The sequence below is a fragment of the Thermus sp. H19.2 genome (assembly GCF_054979525.1).
Genome location: NZ_CM143429.1, coordinates 1,384,069 through 1,401,325, shown reverse-complemented (window position 1 = coordinate 1,401,325; position 17,257 = coordinate 1,384,069). Strand labels below are relative to the sequence as shown.

18 protein-coding genes and 1 tRNA gene are annotated in these 17,257 nt (G+C 68.7%); 11 read left to right on the top strand and 8 right to left on the bottom strand.

Going from position 1 to position 17,257, the window contains the following annotated elements:
• The first annotated feature begins 2 nt into the window (after nucleotides 1-2).
• From argC to ACY5J6_RS07625, 5 genes are all read left to right on the top strand, one after another.
• The gene (gene argC / locus ACY5J6_RS07645) at nucleotides 3-1,040 is read left to right on the top strand and encodes an N-acetyl-gamma-glutamyl-phosphate reductase (protein ID WP_462846507.1); all 1,038 of its coding nucleotides are present in this window, start codon (nucleotides 3-5) and stop codon (nucleotides 1,038-1,040) included.
• The gene (gene argJ / locus ACY5J6_RS07640) at nucleotides 1,031-2,176 is read left to right on the top strand and encodes a bifunctional glutamate N-acetyltransferase/amino-acid acetyltransferase ArgJ (protein WP_462844396.1); all 1,146 of its coding nucleotides are present in this window, start codon (nucleotides 1,031-1,033) and stop codon (nucleotides 2,174-2,176) included. Before argC ends, argJ begins: the two co-directional genes overlap by 10 nt.
• Nucleotides 2,177-2,733: 557 nt before the next feature.
• On the top strand, nucleotides 2,734-3,303 hold the full coding sequence (locus ACY5J6_RS07635; protein WP_462844395.1) for a hypothetical protein: 570 nt from the start codon (nucleotides 2,734-2,736) through the stop codon (nucleotides 3,301-3,303).
• Between the two features lie 22 nt (nucleotides 3,304-3,325).
• Nucleotides 3,326-3,610 (top strand): hypothetical protein, encoded by a 285-nt coding sequence (locus ACY5J6_RS07630; RefSeq protein WP_462844394.1) that lies wholly within the window; start codon nucleotides 3,326-3,328, stop codon nucleotides 3,608-3,610.
• Entirely contained in the window at nucleotides 3,607-4,044 is a 438-nt protein-coding gene (locus tag ACY5J6_RS07625) for a DUF420 domain-containing protein (RefSeq protein ID WP_462844393.1), read from the top strand. Before ACY5J6_RS07630 ends, ACY5J6_RS07625 begins: the two co-directional genes overlap by 4 nt.
• Here the strand turns inward: ACY5J6_RS07625 and minC are convergent.
• From minC to deoC, 7 genes are read right to left on the bottom strand one after another with little or no spacing between them, the layout of a single operon-like run.
• Complete coding sequence (gene minC / locus ACY5J6_RS07620) at nucleotides 4,034-4,561, bottom strand: septum site-determining protein MinC (RefSeq protein ID WP_462844392.1); 528 nt, start codon at nucleotides 4,559-4,561, stop codon at nucleotides 4,034-4,036. The genes ACY5J6_RS07625 and minC overlap by 11 nt on opposite strands.
• 9 nt (nucleotides 4,562-4,570) lie before the next feature.
• Complete coding sequence (locus tag ACY5J6_RS07615; protein WP_462844391.1) at nucleotides 4,571-6,304, bottom strand: penicillin-binding transpeptidase domain-containing protein; 1,734 nt, start codon at nucleotides 6,302-6,304, stop codon at nucleotides 4,571-4,573.
• Nucleotides 6,301-6,753, bottom strand: coding sequence for a rod shape-determining protein MreD (gene mreD / locus ACY5J6_RS07610; RefSeq protein ID WP_462844390.1), 453 nt, complete (start codon nucleotides 6,751-6,753; stop codon nucleotides 6,301-6,303). The genes ACY5J6_RS07615 and mreD overlap by 4 nt, the downstream gene beginning before the upstream one ends.
• A complete protein-coding gene (mreC, locus tag ACY5J6_RS07605) occupies nucleotides 6,750-7,538 on the bottom strand; it encodes a rod shape-determining protein MreC (RefSeq protein ID WP_462844389.1) in 789 nt (262 codons plus the stop codon). The genes mreD and mreC overlap by 4 nt, the downstream gene beginning before the upstream one ends.
• Nucleotides 7,535-8,116 carry a Maf family protein gene (locus ACY5J6_RS07600; RefSeq protein WP_462844388.1) on the bottom strand — a complete coding sequence of 194 codons (582 nt, stop codon included), beginning with the start codon at nucleotides 8,114-8,116 and terminating at the stop codon, nucleotides 7,535-7,537. Before ACY5J6_RS07600 ends, mreC begins: the two co-directional genes overlap by 4 nt.
• A 47-nt stretch (nucleotides 8,117-8,163) precedes the next feature.
• Entirely contained in the window at nucleotides 8,164-9,306 is a 1,143-nt protein-coding gene (locus ACY5J6_RS07595) for a phospholipase D-like domain-containing protein (RefSeq protein WP_462844387.1), read from the bottom strand.
• Nucleotides 9,296-9,958 carry a deoxyribose-phosphate aldolase gene (deoC, locus tag ACY5J6_RS07590; RefSeq protein ID WP_462844386.1) on the bottom strand — a complete coding sequence of 221 codons (663 nt, stop codon included), beginning with the start codon at nucleotides 9,956-9,958 and terminating at the stop codon, nucleotides 9,296-9,298. The genes ACY5J6_RS07595 and deoC overlap by 11 nt, the downstream gene beginning before the upstream one ends.
• 74 nt (nucleotides 9,959-10,032) lie before the next feature.
• Between deoC and ychF the strand changes: the two genes are divergently transcribed.
• Nucleotides 10,033-11,136 (top strand): redox-regulated ATPase YchF, encoded by a 1,104-nt coding sequence (gene ychF, locus ACY5J6_RS07585; RefSeq protein WP_462844385.1) that lies wholly within the window; start codon nucleotides 10,033-10,035, stop codon nucleotides 11,134-11,136.
• A 134-nt stretch (nucleotides 11,137-11,270) separates the two neighbouring features.
• On the opposite strand, the gene ACY5J6_RS07580 is transcribed toward ychF, so the two are convergent.
• Nucleotides 11,271-12,281, bottom strand: coding sequence for a transposase (locus tag ACY5J6_RS07580; protein WP_462844384.1), 1,011 nt, complete (start codon nucleotides 12,279-12,281; stop codon nucleotides 11,271-11,273).
• Nucleotides 12,282-12,369: 88 nt separating this feature from the next.
• On the opposite strand from ACY5J6_RS07580, the gene ACY5J6_RS07575 reads away from it, so the two are divergent.
• The 5 genes from ACY5J6_RS07575 (at nucleotide 12,370) to ACY5J6_RS07555 (ending at nucleotide 17,251) form a co-directional block, all read left to right on the top strand.
• Nucleotides 12,370-12,443, top strand: a tRNA-Gln gene (locus tag ACY5J6_RS07575).
• Nucleotides 12,444-12,487: 44 nt separating this feature from the next.
• Nucleotides 12,488-12,850: a response regulator gene (locus ACY5J6_RS07570; RefSeq protein ID WP_462844383.1), complete on the top strand. Its 363-nt coding sequence runs from the start codon at nucleotides 12,488-12,490 to the stop codon at nucleotides 12,848-12,850.
• 27 nt (nucleotides 12,851-12,877) lie between these two features.
• The gene (locus tag ACY5J6_RS07565; RefSeq protein WP_462844382.1) at nucleotides 12,878-14,980 is read left to right on the top strand and encodes a transglycosylase domain-containing protein; all 2,103 of its coding nucleotides are present in this window, start codon (nucleotides 12,878-12,880) and stop codon (nucleotides 14,978-14,980) included.
• Nucleotides 14,977-15,711, top strand: coding sequence for an RNA methyltransferase (locus ACY5J6_RS07560; protein ID WP_462844381.1), 735 nt, complete (start codon nucleotides 14,977-14,979; stop codon nucleotides 15,709-15,711). The genes ACY5J6_RS07565 and ACY5J6_RS07560 overlap by 4 nt, the downstream gene beginning before the upstream one ends.
• Nucleotides 15,704-17,251, top strand: coding sequence for a sensor histidine kinase (locus ACY5J6_RS07555; protein ID WP_462844380.1), 1,548 nt, complete (start codon nucleotides 15,704-15,706; stop codon nucleotides 17,249-17,251). Before ACY5J6_RS07560 ends, ACY5J6_RS07555 begins: the two co-directional genes overlap by 8 nt.
• The last annotated feature ends 6 nt before the right edge of the window (nucleotides 17,252-17,257 follow it).

Genomic DNA, 17,257 nt, shown 5'->3' with positions numbered 1-17,257 from the left:
GGGTGGGGATCCTGGGGGCCTCGGGATACGGGGGGGCAGAGCTCCTAAGGCTCCTCAAGGCCCACCCCGAGGTGGAGCTGGTGGGGTTTTCCAGCCGCAAGTACGAGGGAAGGCCCCTGGAGGCCGCCTGGCCTCAGCTTTGGGACGAGAGGGCCTTCGCCGCTCAGGAAGAGGTCCTGGAGCGGGCGGAGGTGGTCTTCCTCGCCCTTCCCAATGGGCTTTCCATGGAGATCGCTCCCCAGGCCCTCGAGGCGGGCAAACGGGTCATTGACCTCTCCGGGGACTTCCGCCTGCCCCCCGAGGTCTACGAGGCCTGGTACCGCATCCCCCACAAAAGCCCTGACCTTTACCGGGAGGCGGTCTACGGCCTCCCCGAGCTCCACCGGGAGGAGCTTGAGGGGGCGAGGCTCGTGGCCAACCCCGGCTGCTACGTCACCGCCGCCACCTTGGCCCTCGCGCCCTTGGCGGCGGAAGGGGTCTTGAAGGGGGCCTTCGTGGTGGGCCTAAGCGGGGTCTCGGGGGCGGGGCGGGAGGCCGAGGGCACCGCCTTCGCCGAGGTGAACGAGAACCTCAAGCCCTACAAGGCCGGGGGCACCCACCGGCACATCCCCGAGATGGAGCAAAACCTGGGGAGGGTCTTGGCCCAGGGGAGATGGGTGCGTACCCACGGGGAGGCGGGGGCGATACGGCTTTCCTTCACCCCCCACCTGGTGCCCATGACCCGGGGGATCCTGGTCACCGCCGAGGCGGAGGTGGAGGGCGCTTGGAGCCAGGAGAGCCTAGAGGCGCTTTACCGGGACTTTTACGCCGAGGAGCCTTTCGTGCGGGTCCTTAGGGGGCTTCCCGAGACCAAGGGCACCCTGGGAAGCAACCGGGTGGACCTCAAGCCCCTCTACGAGGAGAGGGCGGGGCGGGTTTTGGTCTTTGCCGCCCTGGATAACCTGGTGAAGGGCATGGCGGGGCAGGCGGTGCAGAACCTGAACCTGATGCTGGGCCTGCCCGAGGAGACAGCGCTTCCCAAGGAGGGGCTATGGCCGTGAGGCTTCCCCTAGGTTTCCGCGCCGGGGCCACCCGGGCGGGGATCAAGCCCTCGGGCAAGCCCGACCTCGCCCTTTTGGTTTCCGGTTTGCCCGCGGCCTGGGCTTACGCCGCCACGCAGAACCGGGCGGCGGCGCCCTCCATCCACCGGGGAAGGGCGCTTTACGCCTCCGGCAAGCCCTTGAGGGCGGTGGTGGTGAACGCCGGGAACGCCAACTGCGCCACCGGGGAGCGGGGCTTCCAGGACGACCGGCGCATGGCCCAGGCGGCGGCCCTCCGCCTGGGCCTTCCTCCGGAGGAGGTTCTCACCGCCTCCACCGGGGTCATCGGGGTGCCCTTGCCGATAGAGAAGATCGAGGCGGGCCTGCCCCAGGTGGAGCTCACCCCCTTCGCCGAGGCCTTCGCCGAGGCCATCCTCACCACGGACCTGGTGGCCAAGGTGGCCGAGGCCGAGGTGGGGGGAGCGCGGATCGTGGGCCTCGCCAAGGGGAGCGGCATGATCCACCCCAACATGGCCACCATGCTGGCCTTCCTGGTCACGGACGCCCTGGTCCCCCAGGAGGCCTTGAGGGCCAGGTGGCGGGAGGTGGTGGAGCGCACCTTCAACCAGGTCACCGTGGACGGGGACACCTCCACCAACGACCTCGCCCTCCTCATGGCCAACGGGGCCCAGGGGGAGGTGCCCTTAGGGGCCTTTTGGGAAGGGGTGGAAGCGGTGGCCCGGGAGCTGGCCCGCAAGATCGCCCGGGACGGGGAGGGGGCCACCAAGCTCATGGTGGTGCGGGTAAGGGGGGCAGCCACGGCGGAGGAGGCGCGGCGGGCGGCGAGGGCCATCGCGGGAAGCGCCCTCTGGAAGAGTGCCCTATACGGCAACGACCCCAACTGGGGGAGGATCCTGGCCGCCCTCGGCAACTCGGGGGCCCGGTTTGACCCCCTTAGGGTGCGCATTGCCCTTCAGGGGATTCCCCTCTACGAGGGCGGGGCCCTTCCCTTTGACCGGGAAGGGGCCAGCCGGGCCATGCGGGCCGAGGAGGTGGAGGTCCTGGTGGACCTCCAAGAAGGCCAGGGGAAGGGGGAGGCCTTTGGGTGCGACCTGACCGAGGGGTACGTGCGCATCAACGCCCTTTACACCACCTAGGGGGTGGGGAGGCGTTTTTCCCTATTGCTATAGGGTGCGGAAAGGTGTATCCTAAGGTGGGAAAGGAGGCAGAGAGATGAAGCGGTTTTGGGCAGTATCCCTCATGGCCGCCCTGTTCTCCACCGTTGCCTTAGCCCAGTCCCCGGGCTACGGGGTGTACTCGGGTTGGCCTACTTATTTGGGCTTGCAGTTCCAGACGGGCAATCTTCGTCTGGGTGCAGGGTTGGGGTCCTTTGGAATTGCGGGGGATGCGGGGCTAATCTTGGCTAAGACCGCTATTCCTGCGGAGCAAGGGGTTTCTTTGGACTGGTACTACGGGGTCGGTGTTGGGGTCGGGGTGTGGGTCTTCTCTGGCTCCGGGGGCTTGACCCTATTTCCCCATGGCCTTGCGGGGGTGGAGTACCGCTTCCCAGGAATGCCCTTTAGCGCCTACGGGGAGCTGAATTTGGGCGTCACCGTGGGGCTGGGTGCTCTGTCTGGATTAGGATTCTACCCGGACTTCGCCGGTCGGGTGGGGGTGATCTTCCGTTAGGTGAGCGTGCGCTAACATGGAGGGGATGCGCTGGCTTCCCCTCCTTCTCTTTTTGCTTGCCGCCTGTGCCCGGCCCGACACAGCCCCACCGGAGCTTGGCCTGGTGGAGCCCAGCGGAGGGGGGTTGGCCCCCGGGCGGGACCTCCTGGTGGAAGGCTACGCCTTTGACCCTTCGGGGGTGGCGAGGGTGTGGGCGGGAGGCCAGGAGGTTCTGCCGGAAGGGGAGAAGGGCAAGAAGCTGGTCCGATTCCGCTTTCGCCTGCGGGCTCCCGCCTCGGGGCGGGTGGAGGTGCGCTTGGAGGCGGAGGATCTCCTGGGCAACCGGGTGGAGAGGCGGATACCCCTGGTTCTGGACGCCTCGCCCCCCCGGATCGTGGTGGAGCGGGTGGAGGAGGAAGGGGCCCGGGTTCGGGTCTACGGCCAGGTGGAGGACAACGTGGGGGTGGACCGGGTGACCCTCCAGGTGGGAGGGCGCTTCACCCCCCTTTCCCTACCCAAGGGGCCGAAGGTCCCCTTCTGGGTGGAGGCGCCTCGAGGGGCCCTTCTGGTGGCGGTGGACGCCGCCGGGAACCGCTCTTCCCGCCGCCTTCCCTAGCCGTGGTACACTGCCCCTCGGTATGCCGGATACCGGCGAAACCCTGGCCCATCTGGCCCGGGCCTTGAGGGAGACACCTCCCCACCCTGAGGCCTCGGCCAAACTGCGGGAGATCGCCAAGCTCCTGCACCGCCTGCCCCCCTCCCGGGAGCGGGACGGGCTTTTGGCGGTGGCTTACCTGCGCCTTTACCAGGCCTTGGGGAAGGAGGAGGACTACCTGAGGGGGTATAGCTACGCCCGCACCGCCCGGCTGGAGGCGGTGCGGCTCATGGCCGAGCGCTTGGCCGGGACCTCGGAGGGAAAATGAAGGAGCTCTTGGGGCTTTTGGCGGTCTGGTCCATCGTGCTTTCGGGCTTGGCCTTGCTGGGGGGCGTGGCCCTTATCCGGAGAGGAAACCGGGTAGCGCACCACCGGATGATGCTCACCGCCACCGGCCTGGCCGCCCTCTTTTTGGTCTTCTACCTGGCCAAGTGGGGGCTCTACGGCACCACGGCCTACGGGGGTCCCGAGGCCTGGCGGGGGGCGTACTACTTCGTGCTCTTCAGCCACACCCTCCTCGCCGCCCTCAACGGGCCCCTGGCCCTTTACGTCATCTGGCGGGCTTTTCGCGGGGAGTTTGCCCTGCACAAGCGCTGGGCCAGGGTCCTGGTCCCCATCTGGCTCTACGTGGCCCTCACGGGCTGGATCATCTACCTGGTGCTGAGGCGCTACGGGGAGGAAACCGGGGGCCTCACCTTCTAGCCCAGGGCTCCACCACGATCTGGCCCCCCTCCACCCGGGCCCGTTCGGGGCCCCGGGCCTTTTCCCCTTCGGGGGCCTGGGCCAGATGGGGGCCGATGCGCACCTGCTTGGCGGCGAGCTCCAAGGCGAAGATGAAGCGCTCCTCGTCCCCCGAGGCCCCGGCGTGGGCCAGGCCCCTCAGCTTGCCCACCACGATCACGTCTCCTCCCGCCACCACCTCTGCCCCCGGGTTCACGTCCCCCAGGACCACCACGGTGCCCGGGTGCTCCACCCGCTCCCCGGAGCGCAGGGTCTTGGCCACCACCAAGGTGCCCACGGGGAGGCGCCCTCGAGGGGGAGACAGGGTGAGGGGCCGCCCCAGGGAGAGGAGGGCTTCCAGGACCTCCTGGCCCACGGGGCCCGCCACCTCCACCTCCAGGGGTAGCCCCTCGGGCAGGTCCAAGGACCGGATGGCCTCGGGGGTCTCGCCGCCGTCTAAGCGGAGGGCCAAGGCCTTGGGGGTGGCGCGAAGCCGCATGGGGCTATTCTACCGGGCCATTCCCCAGTAGGCGGCCATGACCTTTTTCACCGCAGGAAGGGCCACCCGGCTTCCCTCACCGCCGTTCTCAAAGAAGGCCACCACTACCAAGGGCGGATAGGGAGCGCCCGGGTCGGTGGGGCCGTAGCCCATGTACCAGGCGTGCTCCAGCCCCACCCGTTTGCCCGGGGTTTCGGCGGTGCCGGTCTTCCCCCCGGTGGGCACGGGAAAGTCGCCCAGGACGTGCCGGGCTGTGCCCTCGGCCACGGTTTTGCGCAAGCCCTCCTGCAGGACCTGCCAGTAACGCCCGGGCACCCTTTGCCCCTCCGGGCGCACCTCGGCCCTTCCCAGGCGCTTTACCAGGTGGAGCCGAGGCTTGAACCCGCCGTTGGCCAGGGTGGCCAGCATCCGGGCGATCTGGGCGGGGCTGGCCAGGACGGGGCCCTGCCCGATGGCTACGGAAAGGGTTTCCCCAGGATACCAGGGCTCTTTGAGGGTTTCCCGCTTCCAGGCACGGGTGGGCAGGAGGCCGGTCTTCTCGGCCACCTCCAGGCCCGTGGCCTCTCCCAGGCCCAGGAGGCGGGCCCTTTGCGCCAGGCGGTCCACCAGGCCCGAGGGGTCCTGGGCCACCGCCTGGTAGTACCAGGTGTTGCAGCTCCAGGCGATGGCCTCCTTGACGGTCATGGGGCCCATGTCCCGGCCTGCCCAGTTGCGCCGCACCTGGCCGCCGAAGACGATGTAGGGGCTGCAGCGGAAGGTGGTGGTGGGGCTCACGTAGCCCTCCTCCAGGAGGGCGTAGCTGGTGGCCAGCTTGAAGGTGGAGCCGGGGGTGTAGGGCTGGACCGCACGGTTGAGGAGGGGGAGGTCGGGGTCTTGGAGAAGGGCTCCCGCCTCCTTGGGCACCGGGCGCCTGGAGAAGAGGTTGGGGTCAAAGGAGGGGGAGGAGGCCATGGCCAGCACCTCCCCGGTCCTCGGGTCCAGGGCCACGATGGCCCCCTTGACCCGGGTGGCCGGAGGAAGCCCCTGGAGGCGCCTGCCGGCGTTGATGTCGGCCAGGGCCTCCTCGAGGGCCCGTTCGGCCGCCCGTTGCAGGTCTAGGTCCAGGGTGAGGACCACGTCCTGGCCGGGCACCGGCTCCTCCAGCACCGTTTCCCGGAGGCGCTCCCCCTTGACGTTCACCTCCACGGCCTTCACCCCCCGCTTCCCCCTCAGGTAGGGTTCCAGGGCGGCCTCGAGGCCCGCCTGGCCCACCTGCTCCTCGGGGCTGTACCCCCGCTTCACCTGCTCCGCGTTGGCCAGGAGAACATAGCCTAAAACCGGCCCGGAGATAGGGTTAGGGTAGTAGCGTTCCACCCGCTCCACCAGCTTCAGGTTTTTCTGGCCGGCGGTGAGCTCGGCCAGGGTGGGGAGAAGGTGTTCCGGGACCCCCGCCTTGAGCACCACGGGGCCTGGGCCCTTGGGGAGGTCCTTCAAGCCCAGGAGGGGCAGAAGCCTTTCCCCAAAGAGGACCTCCCCTCCCTCGTAGACCAGGTCCACCACCAGCCGGTCCTGGGCGATGACCCGGCCCTTGCGGTCCAGGATCCGGCCCCTGGGGGCGGGGAGGCCCTCGGTTTTTAGGTAGTTGCCCTGGCTCCTCAGGGCGTACTTCTCGTACTCCAAGACCTGAAGCTGCCAAGCCCGAAGGCCAAGGAGGCCGAAGGCCACGAGAAAGAACACCATGAGGGCGTAAAGGCGGTCGGTCATGGGGATTTACCCAAGCGCAGGGCGAGGAGGTAAAAGGGGAGGGTGAAAAGCCCTTCCAGCATCAGGTCCCCTAGGAGGAGGGGCGGCAGGTCCAGGCGGAGCCAGTAGGCCACCAGAAAGTGGCCGAGCCATTTGGCCAGAAAGGCCCAGAGGAAGGCGAAGAGGAGGGGAAGGTGGCCCTCTGGGGCCAGGCGGCGGCTTGCGGCGTAATAGGCGTAGGCGGCCAGGGTGAGGCCCACCGCGTGGAGCCCCAAGAGCCCGTAGCCCAGAAGGTCTTGAAGAAGGCCCAAGGAGAAGGCTGCGGGCAGGCCCAGGTAGAAGGGCCTTCGGGCGGCGTACCCCAGGGCGAGGACCAGGAAGAGATCGGGGGCCATGGCCCCTTGGGGCCAGAGGGCGGCGAGAAGCCCCGAGAGGAAGAGGGTGAGGAGGAGGGCCAGGAAGGGGATCATAAGGGCCTCAAGACCATGACCTCCTCGAGCAGGGAGAGGTCCACCAGGGGGCGGACCCAGGCCCTAAGCTTCAGGCCTCCCGAGGCCCGCTCCACCCGCTCCACCCTGCCCACGGGGATCCCGTCGGGGAAGAGCCCCAGAGGGGCCCCGGTGAGGAGGAGGTCCCCCGGGTTAAGCCTCACGCTGGGGGGGAACTCGGCCAGGAGGTGGCCCGGAGGGGCTCCCCGGGCGACGCCCCTCCCCGGGGCTTTCTCCGGGCGCACCCCCACCTGGCTTTCCGGGTCCAGGAGGGTGCGCACCAAGGCCCGCCGCTCCTCCACCTCCACCACCAGGCCCACCAGCCCTTCGGGGGCGGTGACGGGCATGCCCACCCGGAGGCCGTCCCGCTCCCCCAGGCCCAGGACCAGGCGGCGGTAGAGGCCCGAAAGGTCCTCTCCCACCACGGGGGCCACGGCCCAAAGCCCCGGGGCCTGGCTTTGGCGGACCCGCAGGGCCCGCTCCAGCTGGGCCACCTTGAGGGCGAGGCGCTTGTTCTCCGCCTCTAGGAGGGCCACTTGGGCCCTTAGGGCCCGGTTTTCCCCGTAGAGGTCCTGGCGGTTGGCCAGGGCGCTCCAAAGGGCCTTCAGGTTCTGCCCCAGGCGGTAGCCCCAGGCGGGCAGGGGGGCGGTGAGGGAAGAGAGGGCGAGGGGGAGCCGGGGGACCAGGGGCCGGGTGAGGGCGGCCAGGGCGAGGCCCAGAAGGAGGAGCAAGAGAAGTAGGCCGCGGCGGAGGGTGGTTTCCTTCATGGCCGGAACCCCCGTTCCCAAAGGAGGGCGAAAATGCGGGCCACGGGGAGGCCCACCACCGTGTAGAAGTCCCCCTCCACCCCCTCCAAGAGGGCCATCCCCAGGCCTTGGGCCCCGTACCCCCCTGCCTTGTCCAGGCCTTCGCCGCTATCCACGTACCAGGCGATCTCTTCCTCCGAAAGAGGCCGGAAACGCACCCGGGCGGTGTGCACCTCCTCCACCAGGTCCTTGGGGGTGCGCAGGTAGAAGGCGGTGTGGACCAGGTGGGCCCGCCCCGAGAGGCGCCTCAGCAACTCCCGGTTCTCCTCCCGGTCCTTGGGCTTGCCCAGGGGCTTTTCGTCCAGGTCCACCACCGTGTCGGCGGCCAGAACCCAGTTTCCCGCCACCCTTTCCCCCTTTCTCCGGGCCAGGGCCTGGGCCAGGGCCTTGGGGGGTAGGGGGAGGTCCTCCTCCTTCACCCCCGGCACCACCACCCGCACCCGGTAGCCCAAGGCTTCCAGCAGGGCCTTCCGCCGCGGGCTACCCGAGGCCAGGACGAGGACGGGGGCCTCTTCCTTCGCCCCAGAGGACGGCGTCATACTTTCGCCGGGGCCCCCATGCTGGCCCAAGCCGGCATGGGGTGGTATCAAAGGGGTTTCCCTTCCTCCCATAACCGCAACACCTCCTGGCGGTACCGCTCCGCCAAGGGGGGGCTTTCCAGGACGAGGAGGTTTTCGTTGTTCACCTGCCAGGCCCGCTGGGTGAAGTTGTAGCTTCCCGTGACCACCCTGGTCCCGTCCAGGACCATGACCTTGTGGTGGAGGGTGTAGGGGTTGCCGTCTTGGCGCGCGGGGATGCCGGCTTGGAGCAGGTCTTCCTCCCGGCTGTCCCTGAGGTTGCGGCTTTCCAGAAGGACCCGCACCTGGACCCCCCTGCGGTGGGCCTTCTTTAGGGCCTCCACCAGCTCCCGGTCGGTGAGGACGAAGGCGGCCACCAGGATCTCCTTCTCGGCCCGCTCCACGGCCCTAAGAAGGGCCTCCCGCGCCTTTTCTCCTCCCTTGGGGCTGAAGTAGGCCGCCCCCGAGAGGGGGGGGTCCTCGAGGCGGAAGGCCACGGGAAGGCCCAGGCCTTCCTTTTCCCCCCTAAAAAGGGCCTGGAACTCCCGGGCGTAGCCCTGGGCCAGGGTGGGGGAGGGGAGGAAGAGGCTGTTTTCGTTGTTGCGGGCGAAGGCGTTCCAGGTCATGTTGGTGCTCCCCGTCCACAGAACCTTTCCGTCCGCCACCAGGAACTTGTGGTGCATGAACCCTTCCCGCTCGTCGTAGCAGACGGGGATGCCGGCGATCTCCTCGCAGTCTAGGGAGGTGGGGCGTACCCTTTCCCTTAGGGCCGCCTGGGGCACCCGGGGGGGTTCTTGGGATTGGCCGAGGCTTGCCGCCACCAGGTAGCGGCGGAAGTCCTCCCGGTAGTCGCTTTCCCCGTAGAGCCGCACCCTCACCCCCCGCGCCTTGGCCCGGAGGAGGCCCTGGGCGATCTCCAGGTCGCGGAACTCGTAGAAGGCGCCCTCCAGGCTTTCCTGGACTCCGTCCATGAGGGCGAGAAGGCGGGCCTTGGCCCGGGTCCCGTCCTCGGGCATGAAGTAGACCTCAGGCCCGCCTCCCTCCAGGGGGGCCCTTTCCGGGGCGGGCCCGGGGCGGAGCTCCTGAAAGAGCCAAAGGAGAAGGAGGACCAGAAGGAGGAGGTAGCCGGGAAGCCCGGCGATCTCCTTCCTCCGCGGCCTTCTAGTACCCAAGGCCGCCCCCTTCCCCCTTGACCAAGGCCACCCCGCTGGAGGTGCCAAGCCTCTTGGCTCCGGCTTCCAGCATCCTTAGGGCGGTTTCCCGGTCCCTTATGCCTCCCGCCGCCTTCACCTGGGCCCTTCCCTGGGCCACCTTTACGAGGAGCTCCACGTCCGCAAGGCTCGCCCCCCGGGGGCCGAAGCCCGTGGAGGTCTTGAGGAAGTCCGCCCCGCCCCGTATGGCCGCCTCCGCCAGGCGGGCGATTTCCTCCGGGGAGAAGTACCCCGTTTCCAGGATCACCTTGAGCACCGCCTTGGGGATGGCCTCCCGCACGGCCCGCACCTCGGCCTCCAGGTAGTCCAGGTCCCCCGCCTTGGCCCGGCCCAGGTGGAGGACCATGTCCACCTCGTCCGCTCCCTGGGCCACGGCGAAAGCGGCCTCCAGGGCCTTCACCGCCTTTTCCTGGTAGCCCAGGGGAAACCCCACCACCGTCACCAGGCGGAAGGGCGCGTGGGGAAAGCCCTGGCGCACCAGGGCCACGTAGGAAGGGGGGACGCAGAGGCCGTAGAAGCCGTACTCCAGCGCCTCCTCCGCCGCCTTAAGCACCTCTTCTGGGGTGGCGGTGGGCCGGAGGAGGGTGTGGTCGATGTGGGCGGCCAGATCCATACCCCGCCATCATACGAAACCCGCATGATAGGATGGATAAAGGCCCCCTTTGGGGCTTTTTTTGAGGTCCTAAGATGCTTGCCGTAGGAATCGTAGGTCTACCCAACGTGGGCAAGTCCACCCTCTTCAACGCCCTCACCCGGGCGGGGGCCCTGGCCGCCAACTACCCCTTCGCCACCATAGACAAGAACGTGGGGGTGGTGCCCCTGGAGGACGAAAGGCTCTATGCCCTGCAGAAGGCCTTCGCCAAGGGGGAGAGGGTTCCGCCCGTGGTGCCCACCCACGTGGAGTTCGTGGACATCGCCGGGCTCGTCAAGGGGGCCCACAAGGGGGAGGGGCTCGGCAACCAGTTCCTGGCCCACATCCGCGAGGTGGCGGCCATCGCCCACGTCCTCCGCTGCTTCCCCGACCCCGACGTGGTCCACGTCATGGGCCGGGTGGACCCCTTGGAGGACGCCCAAGTGGTGGAAGCCGAGCTCCTGCTCGCCGACCTCGCCGCCCTGGAGAGGCGGCTTGAGCGCCTGAGGAAAGAGGCCAGGGCCGACCGGGAGAGGCTTTCCCTCTTGGAGGCGGCGGAGGCCCTCCAGGCCCATCTGCAAGAAGGCAAGCCCGCCCGCACCTTCCCCCCTTCCGAGGAAGTGCGCCGCTTCCTCAAAGAGACCCCCCTCCTCACCGCCAAGCCCGTGATCTACGTGGCCAACGTGGCCGAGGAGGACCTGCCCGAGGGAGAGGGGAACCCCCACGTGAGGGCGGTGCGGGAGAGGGCCCAGGAGGAGGGGGCCGAGGTGGTGGTGGTCTCGGCCCGGCTCGAGGCCGAGCTCGCCGAACTTTCCCCGGAGGAGGCGGGGGAGCTCCTCCAGAGCTACGGCCTTAGGGAAAGCGGCCTACAGCGCCTCGCCCGGGCGGGCTACCGCGCCCTAGACCTCCTCACCTTTTTCACCGCCGGGGAGAAGGAGGTGCGGGCCTGGACGGTGCGGCGGGGGACCAAGGCCCCCCAGGCCGCCGGGGAGATCCACTCCGACATGGAGCGGGGCTTCATCCGGGCCGAGGTCATCCCCTGGGACAAGCTGGTGGAGGCCGGGGGGTGGGTGCGGGCCAAGGAGCGGGGCTGGGTGCGCCTCGAGGGCAGAGACTACGAGGTGCAGGACGGGGATGTCCTCTACATCCTTTTCAACTGAGCTCCACCTTTAGGTTCGGACATCTGCCCCCTGCCCGGGGGAAACGGGGGTAGGGAACAACCTTTGCAGCCAGGCTTCCAGGGCGCGGCGCAGGATGTCTACCCACTCCTCTGGGGAAAAGCGCACCGGCTGCCTCAAGAGGACAAAGAGCCCGGAGTAAGCCCCCCACTTCCGCCTCCCCTTTGAGCCCCCCCTTTCAGGCGCCCCCGCGCCTCCTCCCCCACCATCAACCCTACCCCGTAAGCCAAGGCCACCAGGGCCAGGGTCTTCTCCATGGCCTCCCATCCCTTGCTCATCACCCCACCCAACCCCAGGTGCCCCTTCAGGTCCCTAAACCCCTCCTCAATCTTCATCCGCTCCTCGTAGACCCGCAAAAGCTCCTCCGGGGGAAGGTTCCCCATCACCCAAAGGGGCTCCCTCATCCCCTCCCGCCACACCCCCACCAGGTTCACCTCCACCTCACCCCGGTACCACACCCCCTCGTACCTCACCTCCCGACCCCGGTCCACCCAGGGAATAAGCCGCTCCCCACGCCACAAAAGCCTGGGCCTCGTCCCCAGGTTCAACCGCACCGCGTACCTCACCCCCCACCGCTCCAGGGCCTCCAGCCACCCCCCGAAGGAAAACTCCCGGTCAAACACCCACACCGTCCCCTCCTCCACGTACTCCACCACCTCCTCCACCAGTCCCTCCCAGGTCCGGTTCCTCCCCTCCCCCTTCCCCTCCCAGTAGCTCCCCACGTACACCGGCACCGCCCGGCCCCCGTAAGGCTGGGCAAAGACCACCGCCCAAAAACCCAGGGTCTTGCCATCGGAAAGCCGTCCCACGTAGGGGGTGCGCCTGGCCTGGGGACGGGGGACCTCCGTGGGGTCCACCAGGAGAAAGGGCGTCTTGGGGTCCAGAAGCCGCAGGAGGTAGCGCTTGGGCTCCAAGAGGGGCAAGAGGCGGTCTATCGCCTTGTAGTTGGCCTCCTCCTTGGCCTCCTCCCGGTAAGCCCTGGCCCAGTCGCTCTTCCGAGCCGAGCCCGAGGCCAGGATGGACCACAGCAAACGGGCCACCTTGTCTTCCCACCGCCAAAGCCACGGGTCCAGCAAAGGGCTCACAAAGGGCCTCAAAGCCTCTGGCTCAAAGGGTAACCTCCTCATGCCTACATGATGTCCGAACCAAAAGGGGGAGGCCAGTTTTCAACGTTTGACGCCACCACCCTTTTGCTCTACAATCGGGCTTGGCCGCTGGGGCGTCGTCTAATGGCAGGACAGCGGACTTTGGATCCGCCGGTCGTGGTTCGAGTCCACGCGCCCCAGCCAGCCTTTTTCACACGCCTTTCGCAAAGCCCGGATAAACTGCTGCCGTGGCGGCGGACTATCCGGGCTTGCTCCTATTAAGCCGCAACCAGGCCTTAAGGGCCTACGTGGAGCTGGTCCTGTCCGAAAGGGGCGTCCCCGTTCGCCCCTTTGACCTGGCCCGGGAGGGCCTTTTTTGGCTTTCGGAAAACACTCCCCGTTATATCCTCGTGGACGAGGATCTGGACGTGGACCCCTTCGCCGTGGCCACCCGTATCCGCCACGTGCGGCGGCTCAAGGAGGTTCCTCTGGCCGTCCTCATCTCCCCTCAGGAAAAGCTCCGCACCACCGCCGAGGTGGTGCGGGTGACCCCCATAGAAAAGCCTCTGACCCGGGAGAAGCTCCTCCGGTTTATGGGCCTTTCGGCCTAAAGGGGGGCCTTGGGTAAACTTAGGAGCGTGCGGGCCTTGCGCCTTCTCTTTCTCACCCTGGTGGGACTTCTCTTTGGGGTCCTTCTGGCCCTGGGTTATCTGGCCTACGCCTACACCCGGAGCCTCCCGGACCTCTCCCAGTTTGAGCGCCTGCGCCTCACGGCCACCTCCACCCTCTACGCCCGGGACGGCACCCCCTTGGCCCAGATCGCCAGCGTGGAAGAGGGCAGGGCCATCCACCGAAGCCTGGTCCGCCTCCCGGAGGTCTCCCCGGCGGCGGTGGCGGCCATCGTGTTTTCCGAGGACCGCCGCTTTTTCCAGCACTACGGGGTGGATTTTCTCCGGATCCTGGGGGCGCTTTACGCCATCGCCCGGGGGGACCTGCAGGGGGGAAGCACCATCACCACCCAGGTCATCAAGAACACCCTCCTCAAGGAGCTGGCCCAAGCCCGCTCTTTAGAGCGGAAGTTCAAGGAGTGGGCCCTGGCCCTGGAGCTGGAGAGGCGCTACACCAAGGAGGAGATCCTGGAGATGTACCTCAACGTGGTCCCCTGGGGAGGGAACGCCGTGGGCATCAAGGGGGCGGCGGAGGCCTATTTCGGCAAGGACCCCGCGGCTCTTACCCTGGCCGAGGGGCTTTACCTGGCCTCCCTCATCCCCGCGCCCAACGCCCGCTACCAGGACCTGAAGGGGGTGCGAGAGAGGATGCGCCTCCTCCTTCAGCAGATGGTGGAGGAGGGCTGGGTGAGCCGGGAGCTGGCGGAGGCCGCCTGGAAGGAGCCCCTTGCCCCGAGGGGATGGGAGGCGCGCTACGACGAGGAGGGCAACCTGCTGGAGGCCCGCCTGGTGGACCCCGAAGCCCGCCTTCTGAGGCAGCTGGACTACCGCATGGCCCCCCACTTCGTCCTGGAGGTGCGGCGCTTCCTCGAGGCCCGCTTCGGCAAGGAGAAGGTCTACGGGGAGGGGGGGCTTAAGGTCTACACCACCCTGGACCCCGCCATGCAGCGGGCGGCGGAAGGGGTGGCCAAGCGGGCCCGCTTGCCTCAAGGGGCGGAGCTCGCCCTGGTGGCCCTGGACCCCATGACGGGGGAGGTCCTGGCCCTGGTGGGGGGGGTGCGGCGGGAGGGGGACGAGTACAACCGGGCCACCCGGGCCCTCAGGAACCCGGGGAGCGCCGTCAAGCCCTTCGTCTACGCCACCGCCTTTGAGGCGGGCTGGACCCAGGCCACCCTGGTGCCGGACAAGCCCCTGGAGTTCCCCGACCCCAGCCAGCCTGGGGGGCTCTGGCGGCCCAAGAACTTCTCCGGTACCTTCCTCAACCGGGAGATCACCGTGCGCTACGCCCTGGACCTCTCCTTGAACCTGCCCGCCATCTCCACCGCCCAGGCCATCGGGGTGGAGCGGGTGGCGGAGAAGCTTTCCCAGGCGGGCTTCGCCGTGAAGTACCCCACCTTGGCCATCGCCATCGGGGGAGCCTCCATCACCCCGGTGGACCTGGCCGCCGCCTACGCCGCCTTCGTCAACGGGGGTTACCGGGTGGCCCCCCTCTACGTGCAACGGGTGGAGGACGGCGGGGGAAGGGTGCTCTACCAGTCCTCCCCCGAGAGGCGCCGCCTCTTTGACCCTCTGGCGGCCTACCAGGGCTGGGACCTCCTCAAGGGGTACGTGTACGACCTGGGGGAAAGGGGCCTGGCCAAGGGCGCGCGGGTCCCGGGGCGGGTGGTGGGGGGGAAGACCGGGACCACCAACGAGGCCCGGGACCTCTGGTTCGCCGGGCTCACCCAGGGGCTTTCCGTGGTGGTCTGGGTGGGGCGGGACGACAACCAGCCCTTGCGCATGGGCGGGCGGGAGCCCTCCAGCTCGGTGGTGAACCCCCCCATCTTCCGGGACTTCGTGGCCGAGGCGCTGAGGGGCCGCCCGGGCGGGGACTTTCCCATGCCTTCGGGCCTGGTGCGGGCGCGGGTGGACCTCCTTTCGGGGTACGCCTCCGATAGCGGGGTGGAGATGGTCTTCCCTAAGGGAAAAGAGCCCGGGCCCCCGCCTTCCCAGGAGGATCTGGCGCCGGACCTTAAGGCCCAGCCTGCGCCTCCCCAGGAGACCCCCGCTTCCTCCCCGGAGGGAACCCCATGAGCCCCCTGGCCCATGTCCGCGTGGTCCTGGTGGAGCCCCAGGAGCCCATGAACGTGGGGGCGGTGGCCCGGGCCATGCGCAACTTCGGCCTTTCTCGGCTTTACGTGGTGAACCCTGGGCCCCGGGTGGGCCCGCCCTGGGCGCGGGAGGCCTACTGGTTGGCGGTGCACGCGGAGGAGGTCCTGGACCAGGCGGTGGTGGCCCGGGGGCTCCTCGAGGCCCTTCGGGGCGCGCGCCTGGTGGTGGCCACCACGGGGAGGCCGAGGGAGCTTTACCCCGCTCCCGTGGTGCCCGCCTGGGAGGTGCCTGGGCACGTGCTTTCCACGGAGGGGGAGGTGGCCTTGGTCTTCGGCCGGGAAACCTTTGGCCTGACCAACGAGGAGCTGGACCTGGCCCACCTCATCGCCACCATCCCCACCGCGCCCGAGCAACCCTCCTTGAACCTGGCCCAGGCGGTGGTGGTCTTCGCCTACGAGCTCTTCAAGGCGGCCTCCCGGGGGGAAGGGGGACCCCAGGAAGCCCTTGCGGAGGTCTCGGCCCTCGAGGCCCTCTTCCAGGACCTGGGGCGCTACATCCTGGAGATCGGCTTCACCGACGAGAACCGCTTCCCCTACGCCATGCGCCGCCTGAGGCGCATCCTCCACAAGGCGAGGCTTTCCCCCGGGGAGGTCCAGCTCTTGCGGGGGCTTCTGCACCAAAGCCGCTACCGGATGAGGGACCGCCATGGCTAGCGAGAACCTCCTGCGCCTGGTCCGCCTGGCCCAAAGGCTTCTTCCGCCCCTGATCGCCGCCGTGGTGGTGGCCTTTGAGCTGGCCCTTCTGCCCTACCGGCACCAGGACATGACCCTCTGGCTCCGCCTGGGCTTTTACGGCCTGGTGGGGCCCTTGGTCACCTACGCCGTTTTGGAGTGGATCGCCCAGGAGGTCCTGGAAAAGGTCCGTGCAGAGCGGGCCTTGGAGGAGGCCAACCGCCGTTTGCAGGCGGCGGGGAGGATCTTCCGGGAGGCCCTGGAGAGCCAGAACCTGGAGGAGGCCACAAGCCGCCTGGCCCGCGCCCTCAGGGAAACCCTGGGCTATGGGGTGGCCCTGGAGGTGGAGGGGGTGCGGGCGGGGGAGGAGTGCGGGGGGCTAAGGGTGGAGCTCCCGGGGCTGAGGGGCTATCTGGAAGCCTGCTCCGAGACCCCGGAGCGGGCCTTTTTGGAGGTGCTGGCCCACGAGGTGGCGGGGGCTTTGCAGTCCGTGGTGGCCCGGAGCCGGGACCTCCTCACCCTTTACGAGGTGGACCAGGCCCTGAAGGCCGAGGCCAACCTGGACCGGCTCTTGGAAGGTCTTCTGGAGCGCATCCGCGCCTGGGCCGAGGCCCAAGAGGGAGGGGTGCTCCTCTTAGACGAGGAGGGCTTCCTGGTGCCCCGGGTGGTGCGGGAGCTAGACCTCCCGGGCCATCCCTTTCTCCCTGAGGGTCCCTGGCGGGGGGCTTTGGAAGGCCCCATCTTCGTGGCCCAGGACACCTTGGCCCTGCCCCTCAGGGCCCGGGAGACCGTGGGGGTGCTGGTGCTTCGGGGCCGGGGGCTTTCCCGGCGCATCCCCTTCCTCTCCTTTTTGGCCTCCCAGGTGGCCCTGGCGGTGCGGAACGCCCAGGCCTACCTGAAGGCGGAGGAGCTGGCCATCAACGAGGAAAGGACCCGCATCGCCCGGGAGATCCACGACGGGCTGGCCCAGAGCCTGGCTTTCATGGCCTTGAAGCTGGACCTGGCGGAAAGGCTCTTGGCCAAGGACCGGGAAGCGGCCCTAAAAGCTCTCCAGGAGGTCAAGGACACCCTGAGGGCCCAGATCCGCGAGGTCCGGCGGAGCATCTTCGCCCTCCGGCCCATCGATCTGGAGCGCTACGGCTTTCTGGAGTCCGTGCGGCGCTACGCCCAGGCCTTCGCCGAGCAGGCGGGCTTCCGGGTCCTCCTCTCCTTGCCGGAGCGGGTGGGGCTTTCCCAGGCCAGCGAGCTGGTCCTCTTCCGGGTGCTCCAGGAGGCCCTCACCAACGCCGCCAAGCACGGCAAGCCCACCCGGGTGGAGGTGGTGTTGGAGCCCTTGGGGGAGCGGGGGGCGAGGCTTACCGTGAGGGACAACGGCAAGGGCTTCCAAAGCCCCGAGGCGGCGGGCCTGGGGGGGTTTGGCCTTACCCAGATGCGCGAGAGGGTGGAGGCGAGGGGGGGGCGTTTTGCGGTGCGCTCCGAGCCCGGCAAGGGCACGGAGGTGGTGGCGGAGATCCCCTATTGACGGCGG